Below are 18,871 nucleotides of genomic sequence, written 5' to 3'. Positions count from 1 at the left end.
AAATATATGCAGGTTGTATCAAAAGTTCGTGAGCCACTGGTAACCGGTGGTAAAACGTATAAGGATATTACGGAAGACATTTGTCGTCCGGTGGAGGCTGCGCCTAATCCTCGTTGGTTGGCTGCCTTCGGTGTGTCTGTTCTTTTGTTGTTAGCTGGTGGCTACTACTTAGGGGACATGCTATGGAATGGTATTGGTAAGTGGGGTATGAACAAGACCGTACAGTGGGCTTGGGATATTACCAACTTCGTATGGTGGGTAGGTATCGGTCACGCCGGTACATTGATTTCTGCCGTATTGCTTTTGTTCCGTCAGAAATGGCGTACATCAATTAACCGTGCTGCTGAGGCGATGACAATTTTCGCCGTTATTTGTGCCCTTCTTTGGCCAGTAGTACACATGGGACGTCCATGGATTGGTGGTATCTGGGCATTGCCTTTACCAAACACATATGGTTCACTTTGGGTGAACTTCAACTCTCCACTATTGTGGGACGTATTTGCGATTTCAACATACTTCTCAGTATCGTTGGTATTCTGGTTCATCGGTCTTATTCCTGACTTTGCAACTATCCGTGATAGAGCAACGACAAAAATGAGCCGTTTGATGTACGGTATGTTGTCAATGGGTTTCAACGGATCAGCAAAAACTTGGATGCACTATGAAGCTGTATCATTGATCTTGGCTGGTTTGTCAACTCCTCTAGTACTTTCAGTACACACTATCGTATCATTTGACTTTGCAACATCAGTTATCCCAGGATGGCATACAACGATCTTCCCTCCTTACTTCGTAGCAGGAGCGATCTTCTCAGGTTTTGCCATGGTATTGACGTTGATGATCATCACTCGCAAAGTTTACAAATTAGAAGATTATATCACTATGGAGCACATCGAGTTGATGTGTATCGTAATCACGATTACAGGTTCTGTAGTAGGTATCGCTTATATTACTGAGTTCTGTATTGCATGGTATTCAGGTGTTGAATACGAGCAATATGCATTCGTAAACCGTATGACAGGTCAGTACTGGTGGGCATATTGGGCTATGATGGGATGTAACGTAATCTCTCCTCAAATGTTCTACATCAAGAAAGCAAGAACAAGCATCGGCTTTATCTTCTTCATTTCTATTGTAGTAAACATCGGTATGTGGTTTGAGCGTTTCGTAATTATCGTAACTTCGCTTCACCGTGACTTCTTGCCATCAAGCTGGTTGTACTTCAACCCTACAATCCACGATGTGATGAGTTATGTAATGACATTCGGTTTATTCTTCACTTTATTCTTCCTATTCTCGAAATACTTCCCAGTTGTCAACATGGCAGAGGTGAAGTCAATCTTGAAGGATTCAGATTCTAAAGTGTACAAGAGTAGAAGAACAATTTCTAATGATGTGTTGCCTGAAGCTGACCGTGTGCCAGTAGAAGAGCAAGGATAATCTTTAACAGAAAAAAGAGAAACGACATGGAGAAAAATAAGCATTTTTTAGTCGGTATTTTCGATGACCATGACATCTTGCTGAATGCGGTAAAACACGTTAGAAAACAAGGTGTAAAAATCGAAGAGGTTTACACTCCTTATCCAGTTCACTTCTTGGAGGATGCACTTGGCTACAAACGTTCTTTCATGCCTAAAGCCGCTTTCGGTTTTGGTGCACTAGGAACATCATTAGCAATCTTCTTCCAAACTTGGGTAATGGGTATTGATTGGCCTATGATCATTGGTGGTAAAACACACGTAGCTATTCCTGACTTTGTGCCAATTACTTTCGAATTGACTGTACTTCTTTCAGCTTTCGGTATGGTAGGTACATTCTTCGGAACGCAAGATTTGAAGCCTCACAAAGTACCTCGTGTATTTGACAGAAGACAATCTGACGATAAGCACGTAATGGCAATTGACCTTGCTGCAAATAGCCTTAGCGAAGAAGAACTAACTGCTTTATTGAAAGACGTTCAAGCTGAGGAAGTAAATCGTAAAGATTTCACTGATAAAGAAAATAAAGGCTCATTTATCGAGTATGTAGTTGACTTGTTCACTAACGGTGTTACTGAGTCTGCTAGATCACTTAATAAATAATCCTTTTAGACATCGTTTATTCTAAAGTTAAAAGAAAAGATCATGCGATTTTTTAGCAATAAATTAGCAGGACTATGTCTGATCGGAGCTGTAGCCTTAACAGGTTGTAGCGCTGATGGAAACGATCCGGGTGTTGAATATGCACCTCAGATGTATCACTCAGTACCATACGAGCCATTGACTCAGATCACAGGTGAGGAAATTCCTACAAGTTTGGGTGCAATTGCTTACGGTGTTGTAGATAAATTCTATGGAGCAGATGAGAATGAGAACTACTACAAGCAGTTCATCAACTCTCTTCCATACAATGATTACAACGGTAAAGTTGCAATCAACGTGAAGAAACCTGTAGAAGGAACTGTTGCAAGACAGAACTTCACTTCTGTTACAGGTGCAAACGAAGCACAACCAGATCAGCTGATTTTGGATTATTCAAAATACGGCAAAGAGGATATCGAGTTGGCTGCGGCTGAGTTAGTCAATCCATTGACTGACAAGGAAACAGTTTCAACAATGTTGAAAACTGCAGGTAAAGGCGCTTCTGACGCTGAGCTTGCTGCTTTTGATAAAGACCTTGTAAAAGATGGTAAAGCACTTTATACTTCTTACTGTCAGCCTTGCCACGGTGCAGAGGGTAACGGTAAAGGTAAAGTTGGTGTAGTATTCAAAGGGGTTGCTAACTTGAAAGGTAACGCTGTGAAAACTGCATCTGACGGACACATCTTCCACGTGATCACTCACGGTAGAGGAAGAATGTGGGCGCACAAATCTCAGATTAACCCTGAGGAGCGTTGGAAAATTGTTCGTTACGTAAGAACACTTCAAGGTAAGTAATCAACTTAAACGAATCTGATAATGGGACACGTTGATATAGATATTAAAAACGCGGTTGAGGAGCAGTTTGAGTTTAAAAGCTCCTTGAAGAAAGGCATTATCACTGTTGGAGTGGTAGGAGTTGCCTTGTTCGTACTAGGATTGGTGATCGCTATGTTTGGTGGTCACGGTCATGAAGAAGCACATCACGCAGTAGAAGGTGCAGCTGAAGCTCATGCAGCAGTTGCAGATCACGCTGCTGAAGGTGAGCACCACGGACCATCTCTATTCACTAGAGTATTGTCAGCTATTTGGTACAACAACCTTTACTTCCTAGGTTTGGGTATCATTGGTGTATTCTTCTTTGCATTACAATTTGTAGCGAATGCAGGATGGTCAGTACCTTTCTTGCGTATCATGTTACGTTTCGGTCGTTTCTTGCCAATTTCATTGGGTGTGCTTTTAGTGACATTCCTAATTGGTAGCCACGATCTATTCCACTGGACACATGATTACCTTTGGGCTGATCCTACAGCAGATACTTTTGATCCAATTATTGCTGGTAAGCGTCTTTACTTGAACACTCCTTTCTACATTGGTAGAATCGTATTCATCGGTGCAGGATGGTTGTTCTTCATGTGGATGCTTAAGAAAGTAACTTTGGATGAAGATAACCAACCACAAGGAACAACATTGAACTTCCGTAAACTACAACGTTTGGGTGTTGCTTTCTTGATTTTCTTCGGAGTTTCAGAATCAATCTCTTCATGGGACTGGTACATGTCAATTGACCCTCACTGGTTCTCGACATTGTACGGATGGTACATCCTTTCAGCTTACTTGGCTTCAGGTATGGCTGCATTGATGCTTGTAACTATGAAGTTGAAAGATTGGGGATATTTGAAAATCGTTAATGAGAACCACGTACACGATATCGGTAAGTTCTTGTTCGGTTTCTCAATCTTCTGGGCTTACTTATGGTTTGCACAGTTCCTATTGATCTACTACGCAAACATTCCAGAAGAAACGATTTACTTCGTAGACAGATTGATGTCTGATAAATATTCTTGGTTGATCTTTACTACCTTGATCTTCAACTTCTTGATGCCATTCTTCGTCTTGATGACAAGAGATGCTAAACGTAAGTTTGGTATTGCTCAAGTAGCTGCAGTATTGGTATTGGTAGGTCACTGGTTAGAGTTCTATTTGCTAATCACTCCAGGAGTAATGAAAGAGGCTGGTTCTCTAGGATTTATCGAAATCGGATTGGGCGTAATCTTCTTCGCTGCATTCGTATTCGTATTCTTCCAAGGTTTAGCAAAACACAAATTGGTTGCTAAGAATCACCCAATGCTTGAAGAAGCAATTCACCACCACTGCTAGGATTTCCTAGTAAGGTGTAGAAATACAAAATCCCTTAGGCAGTAATGTCTAAGGGATTTTTTCGTTCTAAGTTTTAGAGAGTATATATTTTTATTCGGTTCTAGATATTATGAAATACTTTTTAGCCTTTATTTTTTTAGCCTCAACTTTAAGTTTGACTAGAGTTCAGGCGCAAATAGTATCAGCAATAATCAATGACTCTGATGGTTATACAAATGTTAGAGAAATAGCTACTATTCAATCAGAAATCAAGGATAAGTTTGTAGATGGGGAAGTTTTTGAATTTAATAGTGATGACAAGTTTGAAAAGAAAAATTGGATTTCTGTTTATCTGAATCGTGATTCAAGAAGTAAATGTGGACAAGCTAGTAAAATGATGAGTAGTGGATTTCTGCATTCCTCGAGACTGTTACCATTATCTGAAATCAAAACAACTTATAAACGGAAAAGAGTTTCAGTAAATCTGATAGAACTAAGTTCTGATAATTTTAAAGTTTTTATTGAGACTCGTAAGCTTTCTGATAAAGAAAATAAGGAGTTATTCTATGAATGCCTTTGGGGTACTGATACAGGTAATCCAAGTAATGTGATTCATAAAATCACAATTCAAATAGAACAAGCTACTTTTGATTTACCCACCAATGCATTTAATGATCTTTATAAGGTCACTTTAGATAAATCATATTTGAAGAAGTATAAAGATTTTATTTATGTGACGATGAGCAATAGTGATGGGGCAGGTTTCTATGAGGTTACTTGGGTATTTAAAGAGAATAAATATTTAAGAAGATATATAAATCAAGGACCTTAGAAATTATAGATAGGATAATACTTACCGAAGAGGAAAACTGATAAGCAACTAAAATGACAACTTATATGATAAGATCGAAGAAAAACCTTTTCCCTTTTTTGCTTCTATTTTTTACGTTGCCAATTGCTTTATTACTTTCTACAAAGTTATTTATAGATTCGGTACAGGTACTAAAAAGTGGTTTTGCCTTTCAAGAAGTATGTATGATCATTTTTAGTCTTCTGATTTCTTATACCTTCCTCAGGTATTTTATTATCTTGAATACAAAGATTAAAATTGATCAAGAGGCAATCCTGTTCAAATCGTTTACTAGACATCGAGTATATAAACTGGAGGAAATCGATTTTTGTATAGTGACTGAAGAGTATGCACGTTATCATGTGGCATACGAAACTATATATCTTGTAAAGGATAATTTGATTGTTGAGCGAATTTCAAGCTTTGATTATAAAAACTATGATCAGATAAAGGATACTCTTGCCATGATTCCACAAGAATATTTATATATAAACTCTTTGAAACAAGCAGTAATTATTGTGGGAATAAGAGTCAAAGCGAAATAGAAATTAACTAATAGAATGAGGTTTATCGTGGGAATGGATTGTGGGTGATTCAATTTTTTCATACTTAGAAAACCAAAAATGAAACAAAGCATAAGCTACTATCTCACACTATTTATCATTAGACTAAAAGGAATAAAAAAGAATTTTAGTGAAGACCCGATTGATGTTTTTAAAGTAAGGAAAGAAGATCAGCATAAACCCAAAGGTCAATTTTTTAAACGAAATAGGTTAAGAAGTATAGAAATAGCCGATTCTGTAGTAACTGAAGTAGGATTAAATAAAACTTCAAATCAGCTTGTGATTTCCATTCATGGTGGAGCATTTATTTCTGGACCTACGCAATTGCATTGGGATGCCGTTAAGAAAATAGCAACTCAAACAGCTCAAAAAGTCTGGCTTTGTGATTACCCTAAAGCACCCGAAAATCAGATTGGGACGATATCAGAGAATATTTATCTAATTTATCAGAAAGCACTAGAGGAATTTGAACCTCATAATATCTCTATGATTGGTGATTCTGTAGGCGGAACGTTAGTGGTGAGTTTAATGCAATGTTTGATAAAGCAGACAATAAAGCTTCCCAAGCAAATCATACTTATTTCACCAGTGATGGATGCATCTATGACAAATTCAGAGATAGAAGCTGTAGAATTTAGAGATCCGATGTTGGCAAGAAAAGGTGTACTTAGTGCAAAGAAACTGTGTGCAGGTAAGCTAGAATTGAAAGATACTTTAATTTCTCCGTTATATGGTGAATTTGATAGATTTCCTTTAACAACCATTTATGCTGCTGAAAACGATATTACTTATCCTGATCAAAAGTTGACTATTGAGAAGCTAAAAGAATCAGAAGTAGAGGTTAAAGTAATTACAGGTGAAAATATGCCTCACATTTGGCCGTTATTACCTGTGATGAAAGAAGCGGAATTGTCTTTTCAATTGATTGTTGAAAGCTTGAAAAATAAAGTTACCTCTCATCAGAAAGAATAGAATAAGTAAGAGATCAGATATAAGATGGAGGAAGTAGAAAAAGGAAGTGTCTACCATGATAAACACTGTAGGAAGTCGTCAAGAGAAAATAAGATTGGCATATTTAGTATGCTTATCGGTTTGAATTTTTTAGGACTCGCTGCTTTTTGGTTGAAGGCAATGGATATTGATAGCCCACCTTCAGAAATGAGAAATACCATAATTTTTTTCGTACTAGCAATTGTATTTCTTAGTCTTATGAAGTTTGGTATTCGTCCTTATGTGAAAAAAAGAAAGCAGTTTGCTGAATCCTTCTTTTCACATTTAAAGAAAATATACTTTGTAGAACGTGAATATGTTTTAGTCCAAAAGGATGATAATTATGGTTTGTTGGATACAGAGTATATTTCATTGATGCCATGTATTTATTCTAAGTTAGATTTTAAGAAAATTGATAGATACATCGTAGTGGAGAAAGACGGTAAAGAAGGCGTATGCAATGCTTTTGGAAAGAATATTATTCCTACAGAATATGATGAAATTGTAGAATATGATATTATGAAACGATGTTTTATATGTCTTAAAGGCGATAAGGTTGAAAGAAGAGACAAAAGAGGGCGTATTTTATCTGACTTACTTCAATGATGAATAAGAAAGTGATTTTTTTGATGTTACTGCAAGTCTTACTATTTCAAACCATATTTTCTTGCAGGCAATATATCCCAAAGGAGGTGACTAATTATCAATACTTTGATAAAGAGCTTTCAGATACGTTAGTTTCAGAGCCATTAATAGCTATTACCAATGAAGATTACCTCAGATATGGTGTAAGTGTAGCATATATCAGCATAGAAGGTGATACGATTATTCCTTTTGGCAAATATGCTTATTTCGGAACAGATACTTTAAAGCATTTCGCTTATGTGATGGAACACCCGAATGATAGTACGTATGGAAGACAGGTTATCATTGATAAAGATGAGAATACCCTTTTTGATATCGTAACCTATGACATCGGTCCCGATTATTTCAATGAAGGATTAACTCGAGTATCAAGAAATGGAAAAATGGGTTTCGCTAATATTTATGGGCAGCTAGTTATTCCATGTCAGTTTGATTTTGCAATGCCTTTTTATGATGGGAAATCAGAAGTTACTTATACAGCAAGAGAATATTTGGATGGAGAAGACCATTTAAGGATAGAAAGCGAGGAGTGGTTTGTAATTGATAAAAAAGGAAATATAATAGAAGGAGAAAAATCCCAAAGGTAGCGTAGCCTATGGGATTTTTTCAAATACACTTCTTTGAGTGAAGTAAATATTTATACCGCTTTTTCTTCAAGCTTTTTACTGATGATTGCCAAATCAAAAATAAGAACTGTCATTACACCTAGGGTATAAGCTAGGATATCGTACCAATCAAAAGAATGCCCAAGAGTGAGGTTTGTAAATGTATTTTTTTGAATTCCTAAGCGATTTAAAATGTCAATATATTGACCAAATTCGATAAAGTAGGCGAATAGTAAGACGCTAATTCCAAGAACGATTGGCCTAATATTGATTACAGCTCTAGGAAGTGCATACATTAGAATGACAACCAAGTAATCTCCAAATGTCGGTCTGAGAAAAGTGTCTTTGAGTATTGTTGCTAGTAATACTTCAAAAAGAAAAACTCCGAGTGCTAAGCCTAAAAAAATCTGTTTCTTATTCATTTTTGCAAGTTTAAGCGAACAAGTTAAGTGTTAGATTTGATTCGTGCTTTATTTTTAGAATGAAATTATCCTAAGGTTTAGCATGAGAAACAAAGGTTCTTTCTAGTTTGTATTTCCCGATATACGGAATGTTATCTCCACCAATATAAAGATGCCCGTCAAACTCTTTTACCGCTCCTGCTTCAGGAATTACGTTGCCTTCTAGGTCAAAAAGAGCATTCAGAATTTCACCTTCTGAACTGATGTTTAAGATCATTCCAAAAGCCTGTTGCTTGGGTTGAAGAACTTCTGGAAGTCCGTAAATCAGCTTTTTAAACCCTGTTTTAGCATGTACATTATCAAGCGCATCATTTCGACAAGTAGAAAAACCTAACCAAAAACTACCATCTTCCCGAATAGAGATTCCGTTTGGAAAACCAGGGAGGTTATCCATAAATACTTCTGACGTCCCTTGTTTCTCACCTTTTAGCCAATATCTGATAATTCGGTATTTACTGGTTTCGGTCATTAAAAGGAAGTCTTCGTTTTTTGAAAGGACAACACCATTCCCAAAATAAGTACCATTGATTAGTGTTCTTACTTTCTTGGTGTAAGGGTTGTATTGGTAAAGTCCTCCTTCGGCTTTCAGTTCCATGATCAATTTCCGGCCATATTTGACAGTGTATGGAGAGCTACTAGAAGTATTCGAAAAGTAAATCATACCGTCAGAAGCGATATCTAATCCATTTGGAATTAGAAATGGCAATTGTTTTTCATTTTTTTTGGCTAATACCGTTACCTCTTTATTTGGACTGATACAGATTAAACCTTCTTTGTGGCTTAATGCAATCAAATTATTGGCTTTATCGAAATGTAAACCAGCTACCCAAGAGCCTGCGTCGTAAAAAATTTCAACTGTTCCTGTCGGAGAAATTTTCAATATTTTTCCATCACTAAAATCATTTACTCCTTTATGTACTCCACAATATAAATTTCCGAGATCATCAAAAATGATATCTTCTGGCCCTACCCAAGTTTTTAATGCTATTTTTTGAGCAGAAAGCAATTGTTGATTTGTGCTTAACTCATTTTCGAATTTTGGCTTTTTCGGAGGATTCCATGCTGAAGGTTCTAAGGAGCAAGAGGTGAAAAAAAGCAAAAGCAAAAAGTAATAGCTGTGTCTTTTAAGATTTGTCATTTGAATCGAATTTTGTTTTTGACAAATCTCGGAGTAAATAAAGGAAGTCTCGTTTACCTATGTAAAGACTTTAGTAGTTGACCGTATGTAAGTTTTTGCGAAGCCTACTGAGTTGAGTAGCTGAAATTCCTAGGTAAGAAGCAATGTGATATTGAGGGATGACTTGTTCTAGGTTTGGAAATTGTTTTCTGAATTTCAGATAGCGTTCGGTTGCATTTTGAAGTGCCATTTCTAGCTCTTTTTTCTCTTTCTCAAGAAAGTAGAATTCAGCTATTTTTCTTCCTAAGCGTTCTAGGTCATGATATAGTTCATACATTTTTTCAAGTTCATTGAAGTCAGCTATCCATATTTTACACTCAGTGAGTGCTTGTTGAGGAATTAGATTAGGTGTTTTGGTCAGAAGAGAGGTGTAAGCCCCGATCAGACTCGGAGCGACAAAGAATTGCTTGTTATATTCTTTGGCTTCGTTATTTGTGAAAAATGCACGAACACAGCCTTCTTCAAGAAATGCTATTTTTTCAGCATACTTGTTTTCTTCAATAAAGAATTCTTTTTCATTGAGTTGCTCAAAAGTGAAGAGCTGAGATACGGCAGTCCATGTTTCTTCAGAGATAGGAGATATAGTAGATAAATACGATTTGAGATTTTCCATGGAGAAGAAAAAATAGTTTAGGGTATTGAAATGTAATTATAAAAATAACTAACAAAAGGATTTTGTAAACTAGACTGTAAGGTGTCTATAAAACAAAAGAGAAACAACCTAACAGGTTGCTCCTCTCTAAAAATTAAACAGCTAGATCTGTTCTAAGTACATGATGTGTGTTTGTAGCGTTTGAATTATCTCTCTTGTTTTTATTTCTTTTACACCTTTCACTGCAATATTTTACTTCATCCCAATCTTTTGCCCATTTCTTGCGCCATGTAAAACTTCGGTTACATACGGGACAAATCTTGGTGGGAAGGTGTTGCTTTTTCATTGTTTATACCTTTTTGAATTCGGGCACTTCGTGAGGTCGAGCGTAAGGAAATTGACCGACTTTCTCCAATGCGTAATAAGCATTTAGTCCTCCTATACCTACATCTTCAGTACTACTTAGGTCTATAAGTCCTTTTTCATCTACAGCATGGTCTGGTACAATCAAGTGTTCAATCTGTCCGATGACCATCATCGTATCATTGATTGGAATCGGAATAGTTTCTAGGTAACGCATACCTAATTTCACCTGACTTTCTTTGACAAAAGGAGCTTGAAAACCTTCTATATATTCTTCTGTGAGTTGGCATTCTTCAAATTCTGATAATTCTCTTTCAAACTTAGCAGAAGTGTAATGTGCCTTATCGATAAATTCTTGATGGACTCTATTGATCGTAAATACCCCCGTTTCTAGAATATTCTCGTAGGTATGACGACACACTTCATGTTGTGGTCTGAGAATAAAGCCGAGTAATGCAGGATGACTTCCTAGGTGAACTACTGAGCTGAAGATGGCCAGATTTGAACCATCGTTTTCCGAGTAAGTACCGATTAGGTTGGCAGGTTTTACTCCTGTTATCGAATTGATAAGGTTCAGTCGCTTAACACGTCCTTCGTTTTCTATGTCTTCTTTGGTTAAATGCATCGTAAAAATTTTGGTTAAGCTTCAGCGAGTTGTTTCAATTCTTTTCGACATTTCTTCCAATAAGCGAAGAATGATGGGAAGTAACCTTTAGGACTAAACATCCAATCTCTAGGCTCTTCTGTTCCTTTGTAGTGTTGGTTGAGTGGGTGTTCTTTATAGACTATATCATTCAACTTATATTCTTGTTTCATTTCAGTGAATTCACCTATATAGACTTGAATACCCTCAATGTTATCGGATAGTGAAAGTATGAAATCAATGCTTTTTTGTGAAACAGGATACTGTTCGAAAAGGCTAGGCTCCAATAGCAGTATTCTGTTAGCTTTCTCTTCTTGATGCCATAGTGGATCAAGGTTATAGAAATTATAGATATAAGTTGGTAACTCAGAGTCTACCTCAATTTGTTGTTTTTCGGGTAAAGGTGTTTCAAATTTAAAAGTACTTGTATCTATTAATTCATTCGGAATATCAACATCATGCAAATCCTCTTTGGGCATATCCAAGTATGTGCCATGTTGTTCGGTGTAACAAAACTTGTTGATATTTGCCTGTTCTGCATAATATTTCTTTCCGCTGTTAGCTCCAGCAACCCATTGCCAACTAAGGGCATTGCTCGCCCAATCTGCATCTAATAAGTTGTAATACATCCACTGTGCAGGCGCAAACCAATGACTCTGTCCAATGTTACAAGCAATTGCGGCAATGTACATACGTATATGATTGTGAATGTATCCGGTGTCATAGAATTTAATGATTGCATGATCTACTGCCGCAATGCCTGTCGTAGCTTTCATCAAGGAGGTGGGGATATCATGATGAGCTACTTTTTCTTGTTGCTGTTTAAGATCGGTATTTATTTGATCTCCTTTGGCTACCCATATTTGTTGCCAATAGTCTCTCCAAGCCAATTCTTGGATAAACTTCTCTTGATGATAGAGATTGTAGCCTCTATCGATCAAGCTTTGCAAAACTTGTTTTGTAGATATGACTCCTCTAGAAATGTATGGTGACAAATAACTTACATTTCCATCAACATAGTTTCTGGTACTAGAATAGCCTACAGGATCAAGTGTCTTTACTTTTTGGGCAATATTTTGGTAATCTGTAGAGAACATTTATCGTTTAGAAATCTTGTTACAGCTAATGATGCGTTGTCTATTGCATTTAAACCTTTTAATTTCGGGATTACGTTTTTTCGAGTGTTTTTGACTTTTACCTTCTCCAACTCTTTTGCGCCACAACCTAAAACTACTTGCTTTCAAATTAGCTCTCATGAACTTAATCACATCGCTTTCGGATAGGTTGAATTGATAGTCGATAGCTTCAAAGGGAGTTCGGTCTTCCCAAGCCATCTGAATTATCCTGTCAGAATCTCTCTCACTCAGAGATGTAAACTTTGACATACGAAACGTAAATTACTTTTGAACTGGGATTTCATTGAACTTACCAAAGCGTTTTTCAACGGCTATCCATCGGTAAGCAAAGATTTCATTGAGTTTACTCTCAATAAATAATGAGTTGGCAATAGCACCAAGAAATCCCATAGGTGGTTGATAAGTAACAATGTCTTTCATCAAAACGCCACCATCAATTGGTTCTATATGATGCTGATGATGCCACATGCTGTAAGGGCCAACACGTTGTTCGTCAACAAAGAATTCAAAGTCTTTGACATGAGTGATCTCAGTTACCCAATCCGTTTTAATACCCAAAAGAGGACTGACTTTATAACTGATGATCATTCCTGGGTACATTTTTTCACGGAGCATTTTTGAGGTGATATCAAAGCCCATGTAGTCGGGCGTGATTTCCTTGAGATTTCTTGGGGAGGAAATGAAATCCCAAACCTGTTCAATGCTTGCGTTAACTTTTTGTTCTCTGTAGAATTGATAGAAAGCCATGAGAAAAGTTAGTTTTGAGTTGGTAATGCTTCAATTTCTTTAAGTACTTCCATTGCTTCCGCATACTTTTGGTCTCCCTTCATGCGGTTACTTTTGGATAGATCATGTGACTCTTTCAGTAACTTTTCGTATTTCTTTTGGAGTATCTCCGCTTTTGATTTTTTCTTGAATAGACCGAACATGCTTTTGGGATTTATTTTGTTTAACTAAAATTCTTAATCCTTAAACAATGAGTTTTTCAAAATGTTCAGAACTTTGTCGAAAGCTTTTTAATTTTTCTCAAAACTGTCTGATTATTATCTGTTTTCGCTGAAAAATAGATTTTTTCCCCGTTTGTCTTTGTGATCAACAAAATAGGCTTCCTTACTTTATTAATCACTAGTTTTACTTTTTCTCCATCTTCCGTCTTATAATAACCTTTGTCAATTTCTCCAATGGAAAAGCCATTTGCACGTAGTGTGATATTGGGTAAGTCGTCAATCAGAGAAATAGAAGCGATTTCATCATTTTGTAGTTCTTCACCATAAAAACCTTCAACAATAATTTGATTAGGCTTTATGACAATATGATCTTCTTTCAGACCGAAAGCGAACAAAGTAGTGACAGTAGCTAGTGTGATGACGAGTACAACAATACTGATCTGATACCAAGGCGTTTTGAGTGAGTTCGAGAACTTTTGATGACTCTTGAGTATGAAATAAATGTAGCAAAGTATAGGATATACAGCCAAGAATAAACCAAGTGCTTCTTCACTAATAAAGTATAGTCCAATACTCAAGGCTAAAAATGAAATACCGAGGAAATGATGAAAGCCTTTGAAGAAAGGAAGGAAGGCTTTTAAATCAAAGTTTTTACGTTCTTCTTCAGACATTGTATTATATCCTGAAAGAAGGTATTTCGCATTAGATTCATTTATAAGTGAACCTATTCCTAAAAAAAGTAGACTAATGAAAACGATAAGATAGATCATGTGGGTGTTTTTTGATTTGTAATGAAAAGATAGAAGTTTCGGGGTTTTTAGCGTAGTGAATTGTTGAAATTATTCAAGTAATTCAATTCTAGAAGATAGATTGTTGTATAAAATATCTCTTATGAAAATCTATCTATTCATTTACGTTTTCCTTTTACTCACAGTTTTTGAAGTTAAAGCGCAAAAGAACTGGGAGTTTAAAAAAGAGAAGGAGCAAATAAAGGTCTATCTAAAAGATGTTGAAGGTTCAAAGCTGAAAGCATTTAAGGGAGAATGTGATATCAAAGCTCCAATTTCTAACTGCATAGCTTTAATTCAAGATATTCCGTCTTTAGCTGATTGGATGCCTAATACATCATTTGCCAAATTACTTTCAAATAGTGCCGATTCACTTTTAGTTTACTATTCTGTATCTGAAGCACCTTGGCCACTCAGTCCAAGAGATGGTATTTATCAGTATGTATTTCAGTATAACAAATCGGAAGAACTCTTAGAGGTTAATATAAAATTGGAGGCAAATAAATTACCCGAGGAAAAAGATAAAATTAGAATAAGAGTAGGTGGAGGCAGATGGCTTCTAAAGAAAATTGATGATTTTTCTACAAAAGTAATCTTTGAGTTTCACGCAGACCCTGCTGGTGATATCCCTTCTTGGTTGGCAAATAGTGTAGTTGTGGATACTCCAATAGATACGCTCAAGAATATGAAAAACTTAGTGAATACGGCTAAGTATACGAATCAGCATTTTAGTTTTTTGAATTAGTTGAATGCCGTTCAGTGTGAAAATTTTCAATTTCAGTTTGGGTATATGTCATTCTAGATACCTTTTTCAACGGTTCATTTACACCTTTCATAAGTTTGTATAAATCCTAAGAAACAAGTAAGGAAACCATTCTTTTTCTAAATCAAGATGATCGATTTTTAGCATTTGAAAGGTTTCCTTTAAGTTTGGAAAATAAATGAATGAACATTCACTCATTATATTACACATTTCAAGAATAATGAAAAAGAAAGGTTTATGGTTTTTGTTGGTTCTATTGCCAATGAAGCTATTCGCTCAAGAACTTGATCGTAACTTTTTTGTGGAGAAAGCACTCGAACGTAACTACGAAATCAAGATTCAGAAGAATAAAGTAAAGGATGCTCAGATTGATAGTAAAAAAGCAAAGGCAATGTACATTCCTAAAGTGGGCTTGTCTTCGGCTTATTTATATACACTGAACAGTTTGAGCATGGAACGAGATATCAGTGAATATCAGGATGGATTTAATCATTTGATTGAAAATGGAGGTGAAGCCATAAATGGTGTCATGGATGGGTATCAACAGTACCTTCAAGGAGCCGCAGCGAAAGACCCAAACTTAGCAGCAGCATTAGCTGACCCAAGTACACAGGCATTGATGGGACATACACAAGGTTATTTTTCTCAAGTGGGGGGAGAACTGATGGGAAGTTTGAGTGGTATGTTTCCTTCTACATTGTCATTAGCGCTGAACGACCAACACCTTTGGTTCTATGATCTTCATGCAGATATGATCATTTTTTCAGGAGGTAAAATCCCCGCATTATCTAAAGCAGCTCATGAAAAGTCTATGGCTTTAGAGGCAATGGTTGAAAAGAAAGAGATTGATGTGATCAAAGAGACACTTGATTACTATGACAGACTAGCGGTAGTTAATCAATCACTTCAAGTATTGGCAGACTCCCGAAAAAGATTGGACAAACAAACAGAATTTGCTCAAAAAGCAGTAGAAGTGGGTTTAGCTACAAGCTATGACTTGAATAAAATCAAGATTGCAGAACAGGAGATTAAAGCGAAAGAGATTGAGCTCAAAGGAAGTCAATCTTTATTATATGCAAAACTTCAACAGTTGACAGGAATTCCTGTAGAAGAAATTAGACAAGTACAACCCAAACTTGAGTTGTGGTGGGTAAATATAGATGAAACGAACACTTCAGCTCGTCCAGAAATTAGAGCATTAGATCATTCTGTAATGGCATTGGAACACAAACACCATTCAGAAAAAGCCGAATACTTACCAAAGGCAAAAGCTTTTGCTCATGTGATGCATGGTGGTTCAGACCTTACGAAGATTGAGCCATTTGCTTTTGTAGGAGTTGGTTTGAAATGGGAGATTTTTGACGGTACAGTTCGTAAAAAAGATATTCAAAAGTCTCAATTAGAGCTTGAAAATATGCAAGCTCAAAAAATGCATGCTGAAGAAATGGTCGCATTAGATTTAGAGAAGAAGTATATGGAATGGCAAGTGTCAACTCAGTTGGTTGATCTTCAAGAAGAGAAAGCTGAGGACGCTAAAGAAGCACTTGTTATTCGTAAACGTGAACTCGAAAATGGTCTAGCAGATACAAATCAGTTATTAGAAGCTGTGACTGATTTTGAAAATGCACGACTTGACAAAATTCAAACTTTACACCGTCAGCGAGTGGCAGCAGCATCTTTGCTAGAAGCAATGGGAACTTTAGATGCCGACCATTTACAATAATCAATTATTTGCCAATTTTTGAATAAGATACAATGAAAAAGATATATACAATCCTGTTCGCAATAGCAGCTTTGACAGCTTGTCAGAATACTGAAAATGAAACTTTCTTCAAAGGGAAATTAAAAAGAGAAGTGTATTCTGTTGCCTCTAAAGTTCCAGGTCGAATTACAGAGTTGAGAGTTTCTGAAGGGCAAACAGTTCATAAAGGAGATACCTTGGCTATGGTTGATGTACCAGAAGCAGAAGCAAAACTTCAACAAGCAGAAGGAGCGGTAGCTGCTGCAAAGGCTCAGTATGAAATGGCTTTTAAGGGTGCTACTAAAGAACAAATAGAGCAAGTAAACGCTGCTTATAATGCTGCCAAAGAACAATTCGGATTTGCAGAAAAAAGTCTGAATAGGGTGAAACAGATGTATGATGAAAAGCTCATCACAGAACAAAAGTATGATGAAGTACATACCAAATACTTGATGGCGAAAGCAAAATTAGAAGGGACTGAAGCAAAAAAAGAAGAAGTAGAAAGTGGTGTGCGTTCAGAAAAGCAGCGAATGGCTTTAGGTACACTTAGAAGAGCTGAAGGTGCTTTGCAAGAAGTGAATGTTGCATTGGGAGAACGTTATTTGATTGCGCCAGCAGATATGACTTTGGAGACTGTTGCACTGAAGGTTGGAGAATTAGCTTTGCCGGGCTATAACATTTTTGTGGGTTATGCTAAAAATGAAACGTATTTCCGTTTTGCAATGGCAGAGCAAGATGTCGCAAACTATAAAATAGGAACAAAGATTACGGTAACACCTGCTTTCGGAGAGCAGAAGCCAATTCAAGGAAAATTGGTAAGTATAAAAGAGCTTTCTAGTTATGCCGCACGTAAGTCTATGAACCCAAATTACGAAGTAGATCAGTCTTTGTATGAACTGAAAATTGTTCCTACAAACTTCAAAGAGACAGAAGGTCTGTTGACAAATACAACTCTAATCTTGAAGTAATAAAATCATTAGTCCTCACTTAAAAAGTAGAATGTATGGAAATGATTTACAACTTTGGTCGGCTGATGCTCAGAGAGTGGAAGATGTTTCGCTCTAATAGTGTAGCGGTTGCTATTTTTATAGGAGCGCCAATAGCTTACGGATTATTGTTTGGTTTTGTCTATAAACAAGCCAAAGTAACAGATTTACCTATTACTGTTTTGGATTATGACAATACACCGCTAAGTCATAAGGCTATTGAAATGTTGGAAGATAATTCCTATTTGGAAGTAGTTGCTTTTCGTGAAAATGAACATGAGAAAATAAAGGACTTGAGTAGTAATGATATTGTAGCTACAGTGACAATTCCGAAAGGCTTTGAAGCCGATGTCATGCAAAAAAGGTATCCCGAAATTCAAGTAGATATAGATGGAGCAAACGTTGTGACCGCAAACTATGCGAATATGGGTATTCTGACTTCTTTAGGTACGCTAAAAGCAGGAGTTGAGATTACAGCCCTGAATAAACAAGGAGTACCGATAAATACAGCATTGGAACAATATGAACCTTTCAAGATAAATACTGATAGATTATATAATGGAAACTCTAATTACTTGACCTTTATGTGGCCAGGAATTATGGGGACGATTATGCAGCAAGTATTCTTGATTGTAATGGCACTTACTTTTGCCAAAGAGTTTGAAGAAGACTCGTTTGATGCATTGGCAAAACAAGCGAACCACAATCCTCTGATGCTTCTCACTGTGAAATCTATGCCTTATTGGTTGCTGGGCGTATTGCTTTGGGGTGTTTTACAATGGCAATTCTTCCCAATGTTTAATATGCCTACTATAGCTCATGAAGGAGCTTTATTCTTATTGGTTTGTGTATTTATGTTGTCACTCACAAGCATTGGTACACTTTTCAGTTGGATATTTCCTTCCCAATTGAAAGCAACAGAATTTTTGATGGTTATAGCTACGCCAAGTTTCATTTTATCGGGTTTCTCTTGGCCTCTTTCTGAAATGCCTTTAGCCATCCAATATGTTGCGAACTGCATCCCATTGACACATTTCCTTACAGGATTTAGAAAAGTTTTATTCTATGGAGCAAGGATTGATCAGATTACAATGGAAGTGACAAACCTTATGATTATAGGTCTTGTATCGGGGCTATTGTGTTTGCTTTTGGTTAGTTTAAAGACCAAAAGAATGATGAAACAAGAAAATAGTTAGAAGAAAAGAAGAACCATAAGAGTCAATCAATTCTTGTGGTTCTTTTTTTAACATCTTTGTCCAAATAAAAAGATGATTTTGTTGTAACCCAATCACAGCAATAGCCGTCTTAAGGAGTATGTTTTTTAATAATGTCAAATTAATCAAACGATTCAACATCAAAAACTTA

23 protein-coding genes are annotated in these 18,871 nt (G+C 36.5%); 13 read left to right on the top strand and 10 right to left on the bottom strand.

Translation table 11 applies throughout. The annotated features are described in order from the left end of the window. The first annotated feature begins 6 nt into the window (after window positions 1–6). The 9 genes from nrfD (at window position 7) to BC781_RS10575 (ending at window position 7,891) form a co-directional block, all read left to right on the top strand. Entirely contained in the window at window positions 7–1,440 is a 1,434-nt protein-coding gene (nrfD, locus tag BC781_RS10615) for an NrfD/PsrC family molybdoenzyme membrane anchor subunit (protein ID WP_109617383.1), read from the top strand. A 26-nt stretch (window positions 1,441–1,466) separates the two neighbouring features. Beyond that, on the top strand, window positions 1,467–2,081 hold the full coding sequence (locus tag BC781_RS10610; protein ID WP_109617381.1) for a DUF3341 domain-containing protein: 615 nt from the start codon (window positions 1,467–1,469) through the stop codon (window positions 2,079–2,081). Window positions 2,082–2,123: 42 nt separating this feature from the next. Then, window positions 2,124–2,915: a c-type cytochrome gene (locus BC781_RS10605; RefSeq protein ID WP_170123104.1), complete on the top strand. Its 792-nt coding sequence runs from the start codon at window positions 2,124–2,126 to the stop codon at window positions 2,913–2,915. 21 nt (window positions 2,916–2,936) lie between these two features. Further along, entirely contained in the window at window positions 2,937–4,277 is a 1,341-nt protein-coding gene (locus tag BC781_RS10600; protein WP_109617379.1) for a quinol:cytochrome C oxidoreductase, read from the top strand. A gap of 109 nt (window positions 4,278–4,386) precedes the next feature. Then, entirely contained in the window at window positions 4,387–5,088 is a 702-nt protein-coding gene (locus BC781_RS10595; protein WP_109617377.1) for a hypothetical protein, read from the top strand. Window positions 5,089–5,153: 65 nt separating this feature from the next. After that, window positions 5,154–5,651, top strand: a complete 498-nt coding sequence (locus BC781_RS10590) for a hypothetical protein (RefSeq protein WP_146201669.1) — start codon at window positions 5,154–5,156, stop codon at window positions 5,649–5,651. Between the two features lie 78 nt (window positions 5,652–5,729). Beyond that, window positions 5,730–6,641 (top strand): alpha/beta hydrolase fold domain-containing protein, encoded by a 912-nt coding sequence (locus BC781_RS10585; protein ID WP_109617373.1) that lies wholly within the window; start codon window positions 5,730–5,732, stop codon window positions 6,639–6,641. Between the two features lie 24 nt (window positions 6,642–6,665). Next, window positions 6,666–7,265, top strand: coding sequence for a TDT family transporter (locus BC781_RS10580; protein ID WP_109617371.1), 600 nt, complete (start codon window positions 6,666–6,668; stop codon window positions 7,263–7,265). Then, on the top strand, window positions 7,262–7,891 hold the full coding sequence (locus tag BC781_RS10575) for a WG repeat-containing protein (RefSeq protein ID WP_109617369.1): 630 nt from the start codon (window positions 7,262–7,264) through the stop codon (window positions 7,889–7,891). The genes BC781_RS10580 and BC781_RS10575 overlap by 4 nt, the downstream gene beginning before the upstream one ends. A gap of 50 nt (window positions 7,892–7,941) precedes the next feature. Here the strand turns inward: BC781_RS10575 and BC781_RS10570 are convergent, their stop codons facing one another. The 10 genes from BC781_RS10570 to BC781_RS10525 all read right to left on the bottom strand — a co-directional run bounded on the left by BC781_RS10570 (window position 7,942) and on the right by BC781_RS10525 (window position 13,998). Beyond that, window positions 7,942–8,331 carry a ribosomal maturation YjgA family protein gene (locus BC781_RS10570; protein ID WP_109617367.1) on the bottom strand — a complete coding sequence of 130 codons (390 nt, stop codon included), beginning with the start codon at window positions 8,329–8,331 and terminating at the stop codon, window positions 7,942–7,944. Between the two features lie 70 nt (window positions 8,332–8,401). After that, on the bottom strand, window positions 8,402–9,508 hold the full coding sequence (locus BC781_RS10565) for an SMP-30/gluconolactonase/LRE family protein (RefSeq protein WP_109617364.1): 1,107 nt from the start codon (window positions 9,506–9,508) through the stop codon (window positions 8,402–8,404). A gap of 70 nt (window positions 9,509–9,578) precedes the next feature. Continuing rightward, window positions 9,579–10,160 carry a Crp/Fnr family transcriptional regulator gene (locus BC781_RS10560; protein ID WP_109617362.1) on the bottom strand — a complete coding sequence of 194 codons (582 nt, stop codon included), beginning with the start codon at window positions 10,158–10,160 and terminating at the stop codon, window positions 9,579–9,581. A gap of 133 nt (window positions 10,161–10,293) precedes the next feature. Continuing rightward, window positions 10,294–10,485, bottom strand: coding sequence for a DUF2256 domain-containing protein (locus BC781_RS10555; RefSeq protein WP_109617360.1), 192 nt, complete (start codon window positions 10,483–10,485; stop codon window positions 10,294–10,296). Window positions 10,486–10,488: 3 nt separating this feature from the next. After that, window positions 10,489–11,127 (bottom strand): flavin reductase family protein, encoded by a 639-nt coding sequence (locus BC781_RS10550; RefSeq protein WP_109617358.1) that lies wholly within the window; start codon window positions 11,125–11,127, stop codon window positions 10,489–10,491. 14 nt (window positions 11,128–11,141) lie between these two features. Next, entirely contained in the window at window positions 11,142–12,242 is a 1,101-nt protein-coding gene (locus BC781_RS10545) for an FAD-binding domain-containing protein (RefSeq protein ID WP_109617356.1), read from the bottom strand. Then, a complete protein-coding gene (locus tag BC781_RS10540) occupies window positions 12,243–12,530 on the bottom strand; it encodes a TIGR03643 family protein (protein WP_109617354.1) in 288 nt (95 codons plus the stop codon). It abuts the gene before it with no gap. A 12-nt stretch (window positions 12,531–12,542) separates the two neighbouring features. Beyond that, complete coding sequence (locus BC781_RS10535; protein WP_109617352.1) at window positions 12,543–13,028, bottom strand: SRPBCC family protein; 486 nt, start codon at window positions 13,026–13,028, stop codon at window positions 12,543–12,545. A gap of 8 nt (window positions 13,029–13,036) precedes the next feature. Beyond that, a complete protein-coding gene (locus BC781_RS10530; protein ID WP_109617349.1) occupies window positions 13,037–13,210 on the bottom strand; it encodes a Lacal_2735 family protein in 174 nt (57 codons plus the stop codon). Between the two features lie 65 nt (window positions 13,211–13,275). Further along, complete coding sequence (locus BC781_RS10525; protein WP_109617347.1) at window positions 13,276–13,998, bottom strand: DUF3784 domain-containing protein; 723 nt, start codon at window positions 13,996–13,998, stop codon at window positions 13,276–13,278. 121 nt (window positions 13,999–14,119) lie between these two features. On the opposite strand from BC781_RS10525, the gene BC781_RS10520 reads away from it, so the two are divergent. The 4 genes from BC781_RS10520 (at window position 14,120) to BC781_RS10505 (ending at window position 18,702) form a co-directional block, all read left to right on the top strand. Continuing rightward, window positions 14,120–14,761: an START domain-containing protein gene (locus BC781_RS10520; RefSeq protein WP_109617345.1), complete on the top strand. Its 642-nt coding sequence runs from the start codon at window positions 14,120–14,122 to the stop codon at window positions 14,759–14,761. A 238-nt stretch (window positions 14,762–14,999) separates the two neighbouring features. Beyond that, window positions 15,000–16,502, top strand: a complete 1,503-nt coding sequence (locus tag BC781_RS10515; RefSeq protein WP_158281440.1) for a TolC family protein — start codon at window positions 15,000–15,002, stop codon at window positions 16,500–16,502. A 32-nt stretch (window positions 16,503–16,534) separates the two neighbouring features. After that, a complete protein-coding gene (locus tag BC781_RS10510; protein WP_109617341.1) occupies window positions 16,535–17,488 on the top strand; it encodes an HlyD family secretion protein in 954 nt (317 codons plus the stop codon). 35 nt (window positions 17,489–17,523) lie between these two features. Then, window positions 17,524–18,702: an ABC transporter permease gene (locus BC781_RS10505; RefSeq protein WP_109617339.1), complete on the top strand. Its 1,179-nt coding sequence runs from the start codon at window positions 17,524–17,526 to the stop codon at window positions 18,700–18,702. Window positions 18,703–18,871: the final 169 nt, after the last annotated feature.

The organism is Sediminitomix flava, from assembly GCF_003149185.1.
GTDB classification, from domain to species: Bacteria; Bacteroidota; Bacteroidia; order Cytophagales; family Flammeovirgaceae; genus Sediminitomix; species Sediminitomix flava.
This window is presented reverse-complemented; position numbering and strand designations above follow the sequence as displayed.